6 protein-coding genes are annotated in these 9,465 nt (G+C 41.5%); 1 reads left to right on the plus strand and 5 read right to left on the minus strand.

Annotation, left to right across the window (positions count from 1 at the left end):
- Window positions 1-58 precede the first annotated feature (58 nt).
- The 3 genes from ORQ98_RS27940 to ORQ98_RS27950 form a co-directional block, all read right to left on the minus strand.
- The gene (locus ORQ98_RS27940; protein ID WP_274692121.1) at window positions 59-472 is read right to left on the minus strand and encodes a hypothetical protein; all 414 of its coding nucleotides are present in this window, start codon (window positions 470-472) and stop codon (window positions 59-61) included.
- Between the two features lie 218 nt (window positions 473-690).
- Complete coding sequence (gene ssb, locus ORQ98_RS27945; RefSeq protein WP_274692122.1) at window positions 691-1,305, minus strand: single-stranded DNA-binding protein; 615 nt, start codon at window positions 1,303-1,305, stop codon at window positions 691-693.
- A 21-nt stretch (window positions 1,306-1,326) separates the two neighbouring features.
- Entirely contained in the window at window positions 1,327-2,682 is a 1,356-nt protein-coding gene (locus ORQ98_RS27950) for an MFS transporter (RefSeq protein ID WP_274692126.1), read from the minus strand.
- Between the two features lie 422 nt (window positions 2,683-3,104).
- On the opposite strand from ORQ98_RS27950, the gene uvrA reads away from it, so the two are divergent.
- Entirely contained in the window at window positions 3,105-5,957 is a 2,853-nt protein-coding gene (gene uvrA / locus ORQ98_RS27955; protein ID WP_274692123.1) for an excinuclease ABC subunit UvrA, read from the plus strand.
- A gap of 18 nt (window positions 5,958-5,975) precedes the next feature.
- Here the strand turns inward: uvrA and ORQ98_RS27960 are convergent, their stop codons facing one another.
- Both ORQ98_RS27960 and ORQ98_RS27965 read right to left on the minus strand, forming a co-directional pair.
- On the minus strand, window positions 5,976-6,647 hold the full coding sequence (locus tag ORQ98_RS27960; RefSeq protein ID WP_274692124.1) for a glycosyltransferase family 25 protein: 672 nt from the start codon (window positions 6,645-6,647) through the stop codon (window positions 5,976-5,978).
- Window positions 6,648-6,888: 241 nt separating this feature from the next.
- On the minus strand, window positions 6,889-8,910 hold the full coding sequence (locus ORQ98_RS27965) for a leukocidin family pore-forming toxin (RefSeq protein WP_274692125.1): 2,022 nt from the start codon (window positions 8,908-8,910) through the stop codon (window positions 6,889-6,891).
- Between the last annotated feature and the right edge of the window lie 555 nt (window positions 8,911-9,465).

The following is a 9,465-nucleotide window of genomic DNA, read 5'->3' on the forward strand; positions in this document are numbered from 1 at the left end:
ACTTAAAAACGTGCTGTCTGAAGTCGAGAGAATATGTCATGTGTAGTATTATGCCAGATTATAGATTTTTAGCTATAGCAACAGGCAACGAGCCAATATACACATCAATACACCACATTAGGTATTGGCGTACAGTCATAAGCCTATGATTGAAAGTATGGGGGGACACCACTTTCTGGCCTAACTTACCAGGTGTATCCTGCTCAACTCTCAATGATTCAACCATACTCCCACAAACTTCAGCTTCGGTAAAAAAGCTTAATGAAGAGATACGATCTTCGAAATTAATTTTCATCTTTTTAAGCCAGCGATAAAAAACTGAAAGTTCTCTGAGGTTTCTAGTAAGAGTGTTATGACTAAGCGTTCTGCGACTCAAAACAAATTCATTTGGCGTGGGAATAGGCAACCCATTTTCATCTAGCAACAGAGGTATCAAATCACCACTTGTATGACTAACACTAACTACTTTCACTACGACACTGCCTTACATTTTATAAAACACATCAACTGCTAACTTAACAAAATTAATAATATACGAAATACTTTTAATACAAAACCAATAGGCAATAAAAAACCCCTTTCTATCTTTACAGAAAAAAAGGGGTTAATTATTTCAATAAACATTTATTTTAATAGTGTTATCTATTAATTTACTCCACCCAATAATTTACATAATTATTCTTATCAGGGTTAAAACGGAATATCATCATCAAAATCATCAAAGCCACCAGCTGGTGCACCGCTTGGTGCTGGGTTATTTGCAGGTTGAGCTGGCGCTTGTTGTTGAGCCGGTGCAGGTTGACCGCCAAAGTTGTTATTGGGCATTCCACCTTGTTGTGGCTGAGCTGGTTGTTGATAACCTTGGTTTTGTGGTGGCTGCTGGCCCATCATGCCAGGTTGGCCTTGAGGTTGTTGCTGTGGTGCACCGTAACCTGGATTACCCATTGGGGCACTACCGTCTTGACGGGCATCTAACATTTGCATTTGACCATTCATATCCACCACGATTTCTGTCGTGTATCGATCTTGGCCATCTTGTGCCTGCCATTTACGGGTTTGTAGTTTTCCTTCTAAATAGACTTTAGAACCTTTACGCAAATATTGCCCTGCGATTTCAGCAATCTTTCCAAACAACACCACCCGGTGCCATTCAGTACGGGTTTGTGGTTGGCCAGTTTGCTTGTCTTTCCATTGCTCGCTGGTAGCCACGCTGATATTAGTGACTGCATTCCCGTTAGGCATATAACGGACTTCTGGATCAGCCCCCAGATTACCGACTAAAATTACTTTATTTACACCACGCATGTTTCTCTCCTCAATCTGTCGTTATACGCCAAAACCGTATGCTTGCAAGGCCTGAGTATCCAAAGCCTTTTTATCAACCTTTAAATAAGCAGCTTGCTCTTCTGGGATGACGACCACATCTTCCACCCCCCTCACTGCTGCCAATGTGTTGGATAAATCTGCAGGTGACGACATCTTATTCACCTGGGTCAAATCCAGCATAATACTGTTCAAATAAGGCGGCTGCTGCATAGTCACTGAAGCAACCCACCATAATACCAGAATACTAACCGCCAATAGAGTTAATCCTAACATACCCCAGGTTTGGTATACCCAACCACTGCTTGATGCACCAATAGCCGCACCTAAAAACTGAGAGGTAGAAAACACCCCCATAGCAGTACCACGACTACCTGCTGGAGCAATTTTGCTTACTAATGATGGTAACGAAGCCTCCAGCCAGTTAAACGCCATAAAGAAAGCAAACAAGCTTACTACTAAACCAATAACAGACTGTTGGTTGAAGTAAAGCAATATCACTGCCATTGCTAACAGGACAATAGCCCCCAGCTTTATTTCTTTCATCTTACGCTTGGCTTCGCCCACAATAATAAACGGCACCATCGCTATAAAAGACAACACTAGGGTAATTAAATATACCCACCAATGCTGATGGCGAGACAGCCCAGCTTGCTCTTCTAAAATCACAGGTACTACAACAAACGCTCCCATCAGCACAAAATGTAAAGCAAATACCCCAATATCGAGTCGTAGCAAACTACCATTTCGAAGCACTTGGCCTATTTGGCCCAATACGGTATTGGCCTCTCGATGGCGTTTTTGCTCTATTGGCGTAGGCAATATCCAAACCAACGCCAGAGCCACAACAGACAATGCCGCTGTTAAGTAAAATAAACCACTTAAGCCGTAAATATCCGTTACCAATGGACCCAATACCATTGCCAAGCAAAAGGCTAAACCAATACTGATGCCTATCATCGCCATGGCTTTAGTACGCTGTTCTTCTCGGGTTAAATCCGCTGCCATTGCCATAATGGTACTGGCGATAGCACCCGCCCCCTGCAAACAACGGCCAAAGATAACTTGATAAATATCATTAGCCATGGCTGCTAATACACTACCAGCAATAAATAGTAGTAAGCCGATAATGATGACAGGCTTTCTTCCCAGTCGATCCGACCACATGCCAAATGGAATTTGCAAGCAAGCCTGGGTAAATCCATAAGCGCCTATGGCTAACCCAATTAATGCAGGCGTTGCTCCAATTAGCTCAGTGCCATAAATTGCCAATACAGGCAGCACCATAAATAAGCCAAGCATTCTCATGGCAAAAATAGATGCCAGACACAAAGAGGCTTTCCGCTCACGATGTGTCATGCCACTCAAATTCATTGAACCCTCATTCGCACTTCACTGAAAAAGAATAAATTTTATCAGGTTTGTTACTTCAAGCGTTAGCCCTAAGCAACACAGCAATTTCTGTTGTTCATATATGTCACACAAGCTAGCGGATATGGGGTAATAGGCTGTTCTGTAGCTGCGACAGGGATGTCGCTTTAGCTCTTGATGGGCTATGGACAGCCCTTCAAGAGCGGAGGAAGAAGAGGCTGTTATTCCATATTAAACACTAGACTTATATTCTCTATCCTCTTTCTCAATACCTTTCACTGCACACACAAGAACATCCTGCCACTAAATTTTATTACCCAACATGACAGGAGCTTTCAGGGTCCTGCATCTATTTAGTTGTTCATATATAATCGACTCTTTTTCATTCACCCACCGTAAGGGATGCTGTTGTGGATAAGATACTGGTTCGTGGCGCCCGCACTCACAACTTAAAGAACATTAACTTAGAAATACCTCGCGACAAGTTAATTGTTATCACAGGCCTGTCTGGCTCTGGCAAGTCTTCGTTAGCCTTCGATACATTGTATGCTGAAGGTCAGCGGCGTTATGTGGAGTCACTATCCACTTATGCCCGACAGTTTTTGTCCATGATGGATAAGCCTGATGTCGACCATATTGAAGGTTTATCACCTGCGATTTCTATTGAGCAAAAATCAACCTCTCACAACCCGCGCTCCACCGTAGGCACGATCACCGAAATATACGACTATCTCCGGCTACTGTTTGCCAGAGCAGGCACCCCCCGCTGCCCAGCTCACCAGCAACCACTAGAAGCACAAACTATTTCGCAAATGGTTGACCAAGTATTAGCGCTACCAGAAGGCACCAAACTGATGCTATTGGCACCAGTGGTGAAAGACCGCAAAGGGGAGCATCTGCATATTATTAATGAGCTGAAAAGCCAAGGGTTTGTGCGAGCCAGGGTCGATGGGATTGTGACTGATTTAGATGATGTACCCAAGCTGGCCAAAACCAAAAAACACACCATTGAAGTCGTCGTGGATCGATTTAAAGTACGGGATGATCTGCAATTGCGACTGGCAGAATCATTCGAAACTGCAGTTCATCTAACCGATGGTGTCGCTGAAGTCGCTTTTATGGATGGCGAACAGGATGATTTAATCTTTTCAGCACGATTTGCCTGCCCCGAGTGCGGATACAGTATTAATGAATTAGAGCCCCGCCTGTTTTCCTTTAACAACCCAGCAGGTGCTTGCCCCACTTGTGATGGATTAGGTGCCCGACAATTTTTTGATGAAACCAAAGTCATCACCAGTGATGAACTCACTCTGGCTGAAGGTGCTATACGCGGCTGGGATAGACGAAATGTGTATTACTTTCAAATGCTCACCTCACTTGCCAAGCACTATGGCTTTGATATTGATACGCCTTTTTATAAGCTGGCTAAAAAATACCGCCAGGTTATTTTACATGGCAGTGGTGATGAGCATATTAATTTTAATTATGTCAATGACCGCGGCATGACCATTAAAAAATCTCACCGTTTTGAAGGGATTTTACCCAATATGGAGCGCCGCTATCGTGATACTGATTCGCAAAGTGTTCGGGAAGAACTAGCCAAATATTTAAATACCCAACCTTGCCCAGACTGCAATGGTAGCCGCTTAAAAGAAGCCGCACGGAATGTTTATGTTGAAGAAAACACCCTGCCAGATATATCTAAATTACCGGTAGGTAATGCCTTAGCCTATTTTGAGCAGTTAGCACTACCTGGCCGTAAAGGTGAAATTGCCGATAAAATTTTAAAAGAAATTCGCGAGCGACTGCATTTCTTAGTCAACGTAGGCCTTAACTATTTAACCCTGGATAGAAGCGCCGAAACCTTATCCGGCGGTGAAGCCCAGCGGATTCGCCTTGCTAGCCAAATTGGAGCTGGTTTAGTCGGGGTTATGTATATTCTGGATGAGCCTTCTATCGGTCTACACCAACGAGATAATGATCGCCTGCTCAACACCTTGACCCGCCTGCGGGATTTAGGTAATACGGTTATTGTGGTAGAACATGACGAAGATGCCATTCGCACTGCCGATCATGTGATTGATATTGGCCCTGGTGCTGGTATCCACGGAGGGCAAATTATTGCTGAAGGCACGCCAGCAACAGTAATGAAAAATAATTTTTCATTAACAGGACGCTACTTATCTGGCAAAGAAGCAATTGAAGTACCCAGCCAACGCACACCAGTTGATAGCAAAAAAATGCTGAAAGTAGTTGGCGCCACTGGCAATAACTTAAAAAATGTTAATTTAGAAATCCCCTTCGGCTTATTTACTTGTGTGACTGGAGTGTCAGGCTCCGGTAAATCTACCTTAATTAATGGCACCCTTTACCCAATCGCCGCTACTGAATTAAATAAAGCCACCACTTTAACCCCCGCAGCCTATAAACGGGTCAGTGGTTTAAAGCACTTTGATAAATGTATCGATATCGACCAAAGCCCGATTGGTCGCACCCCCCGCTCCAACCCCGCAACTTATACAGGTATTTTTACGGCTATTCGTGAGTTGTTTGCTGGTACCCAAGAAGCTCGATCACGGGGCTATAAAGTGGGTCGATTCAGCTTTAACGTAAAAGGCGGCCGTTGCGAAGCCTGCCAGGGTGATGGCGTCATTAAAGTAGAAATGCACTTCCTACCCGATGTCTATGTGCCTTGTGATGTCTGTAAAGGCAAGCGCTATAACCGTGAAACCCTGGAAGTTAAATACAAAGGCAAAAGCATTCATGAAGTGCTAGAAATGACTGTTGAAGAAGCCTTGGTATTTTTTGAAGCGATTCCAGCAGTTAATCGGAAATTACAAACCTTAATGGACGTCGGGCTGTCTTATATTCACCTGGGGCAAAATGCCACCACCCTTTCTGGTGGTGAAGCACAACGGGTTAAGCTGGCTAAAGAACTATCTAAACGGGATACCGGCCAAACCCTATATATTCTCGACGAACCCACCACCGGCCTACATTTTCATGATATCAAACAGTTATTAACTGTCTTGCATCGTCTACGCGACCATGGCAACACTATCGTAGTCATTGAGCATAATTTAGATGTAATCAAAACAGCAGACTGGATTATCGACTTAGGCCCAGAAGGTGGTGATGGTGGCGGTGAAATTATCGCTACCGGCACCCCAGAAGAAGTTACTAAGGTTAAAAAATCCCATACTGGGCGTTTTTTAAAACCAATGCTAAGCAATAATAGCAACAAAAAAAGCCTACTAAACTAGTAGGCTTTTCATTAGTTTCTAACGAGGACCGCAGTTGGATCGGTTAAGCAAGGTATACTTAAAATTCTTTAATGCAGACCAGTATTGATAACGTTTATTGACTTCCCAACTGTCATCGGTGAATACAACATTATCATTACGATGGGTAGAAATATCACTTGAAGCTACGTCATAAGGTAACTGTGATGTCAGCATAGGAAAAGCCAAATAAGAATCAAGCTTTCGCTTATAAACAAGGTCTACTGCAGTTCCGTCATAAGGAGTAGCGACCAGCTTTTCCATGCCACTTTTATTTAGTATATAAGAATGGGTGCAAAAAGCACTGCATCTGGCAATCCCTAATTTAGGGGTTAGCCACAACCTTCCTAACAAAGCACCTAAATAAAAAATATCGCCACGGTTAGACTTAAGAAACTGATTGAATCGCCTTAACTCTCTAGCACTAGGAATTCGATGAAACATTACATCGTCTTCAAAAACTAAAACTCTTTCATAATTATTTTCTAGTGCATATTTTGCAATATCACGATGAGAGTTATAGCAGCCCCTCTCAGGGTTTTCGACGTCTTTATCGACTAACCAAAACTCCAGGGGTGTTCCTAATTTAGCAAGGCTTTCCTTAGCAATTTTTTGCCTATCTATTCTTTCTTTTATGCTTATACAAAAAGCCTTGTCAACTGCAAACAACATGACTACAACACCCAATTAGACTACTTCACTAACTACACTATTGTGCAAATACAAAACGAGTAATAATACGCTATCTTTACTTAAGCGTCGAGTACTTTTTGTACAGTAGTGAGTCTATGCTGAGCACACATTGAACTGCATAAACAACCAGCATGGATTGGCATATAAATTTCAAGCAAACATTATATAGAGCAACTCGCAAAAATACTTCCAAGTTACCCCATAATTTATAAAATAACTATTAATTCAAAACCGTTAATATTTTATCTGCTTCAATATTCCTGACATAATTGCGCCAATCACGATAATCATCAGCATTATTTGTCATTTTCACTTCACCATTAACTATACCTAAATATTTCCCTAGCTCATTCACTAAGTAATCACCCTCCCAACGCCACTTTTGGTTAGCTGCAGCGGTGCAACTACGAACAGTAACCCTGTTATCACTCTCAGCAGTTAAACAGCGGTCTTTACCCACACGAGATCTATAGCGTTGGTAATTATCAAGTCCCCACAGCTGGTTATTGCTATATTGGCAGCTATAACCTATCACTCTGGTACCTTCTGTAATTGAGTTGCTCTCTACATCTAAACAAATCCCTTGTGGACTATCTTTGCGAAATGCCTCTATTGAAACATTCACTTCAGGTTCAAATACTGGTGCATCCCAGTTCACCCGAAAATTCTTATTAAATGTATAGGCGGTGCCATTGTATGACCATGGAGTATAACCTTGGTACCAAATCATATACTGCACTCGTCCACCTAATGCAGCCACAGTCACTTTATTACTAATAGTAAAGGTTGACTCTCCTGATTTATCGGATGGTGCCTGAAATGTAGCACTAAAACCTGGCTTATAATTAGCGTAAGAGGCTGCACTGAAGGCAGTATCTTTAAAAAACCAATCACTACACCATAGCGCACAAGTGTCATTGGTACGCCAATTTTTACTGTCTTCACTGAATTTTCGATCCCACAGCCACTTCGCACGATCTTGAGTTCCCGCTCTGGACTGATTTTCAACAGTATATTCGTGAGCTTTATAGGTGACCCAGCGCTGGCTGCTGTAACTAAAGCTTCCCTTGGCTTCAACTCCTACGGTTGGTCCTTTCTCACCCACCTCAGCCTTACCACCTGCTTCTACTCCCACAGTAAAGCCCGACACTTCACGAATTTCACTCTCTTTAGGCTTATTATTGGGAATAGTGTTGAACAAGTGAACATCTGAGTCGCTAGTGGTAATTTCAACTGCATAGTCCATAGCAATAGGGCCAAACCAGGTTAGCCGATTTGTCCAACTTTCAAACCAAGTATGCTTATGAGTAGGTTTATCAACAAGATGCCACCCTGCACCACCACTGGCTGAACCACCTGTTTCACCCCCACCAGGATTTAATGTAACACGCACATACTTAGCATTATCTGCATTTTGGTCTCCGCCACCATTAAATGGAACTGAGCGGATAAAATCTAAATTATAAAATAATGAGACACTCGCTTCACCATTACAGGCATCCTCAATCGTCCCATTCCAATTAGCACTATTGGACCATCCATTACCATCAAATTCTTTACCAACACGACACTTAAAACCTATATGTCTAAATTCCAACGGAATTGTAACCTCGGGCCGATAAGGCGTTGAGCTTGTTGATGTAGAAGAATATAAAGCAGCAGAACGGCGGACACGTGAGGACTTAGAAGAACTAGAGGAGTTAAGCTCACTTGTATCCCATTCTTTAATAATGGCTTCTGTTTCTTCTACCAAACGTGATTTAGCTTCTTCCTCTGTTAATTCTGTGCTGACAGATAATGATTTATATTCTGGAGTATTGTTCTGCTTTCTTACAACCACTATAGGATCAGTCAAACCAATCCCAATAATTTTTGCCGTTATTTCTGCAACCTGATCAGAGTTAGCTGCTTGAGAGCTATCTAAAATAAGGATTTTCCCCATTCTAAAGGCTTGTTTAGCAATATTTATTGCTTCATTACTTGTATATTCAGCTAAATTAATAATGACTAAATTCACTTGCGATAAATCAGTATTTGTATAAATAGACTGCTGCCCCCAGTCTTGACTAGCGATTAATTGATTAGCTGTTTCACTAGGGTAAGAAATAAACCCTACTTGTTTTTGAGAAATCAAATACCCCGGCAAATCACTAGAGTAGCCTGTTGATACTACAGGTAAGGTTGCTATCAAGGCCAGACTGGCAACCCATTTTCTGGACGGACTAATAATTTTATTTTTCATGGCTTGCACCTTATTTTTTTAAGTCCTTAGCTAGATTATATAAAGTCAGCATCACCCTTAGCCAACAACACCATCACTGGGTATATCACTTTAATTTCAAATTAAACAGACATTTATTCAGTTTTATACTGCTATTAATGATTACTTATTATTATTTCTGACAAAAAGCTTACAGTAGACACATATTATTTAGAAAGTTCGAATAGTAAGTTATATAATGACAAGTCAGTCATTAATTTTCACAAAGACAGTCAAGTTTTATTCTTATATAACAGGCCACTCATCAACAAAGACGTGTTACACCCAACAATTTACTCCTTACTAATTTAGACATCACCTACAGTTTATTGGCACTTTTTATAGATACTTTAGCTTATGTATTATTTAAATACTATAATGTAATAGCTTTATAAGTACACATTATTTCAATCAAGGTCAATAGTTTTTACAATACATCACGCCAAAACATGTTCTTAACTTTTCCTAATTATCATCATGCCTAAGCTATATTTAGTAGCTTACCTGGTAGCGGAGGTGTTCTCAGCGCTACAAATG

It is taken from the genome of Spartinivicinus poritis (assembly GCF_028858535.1).
In the GTDB taxonomy this organism is placed as follows: Bacteria; Pseudomonadota; Gammaproteobacteria; order Pseudomonadales; family Zooshikellaceae; genus Spartinivicinus; species Spartinivicinus poritis.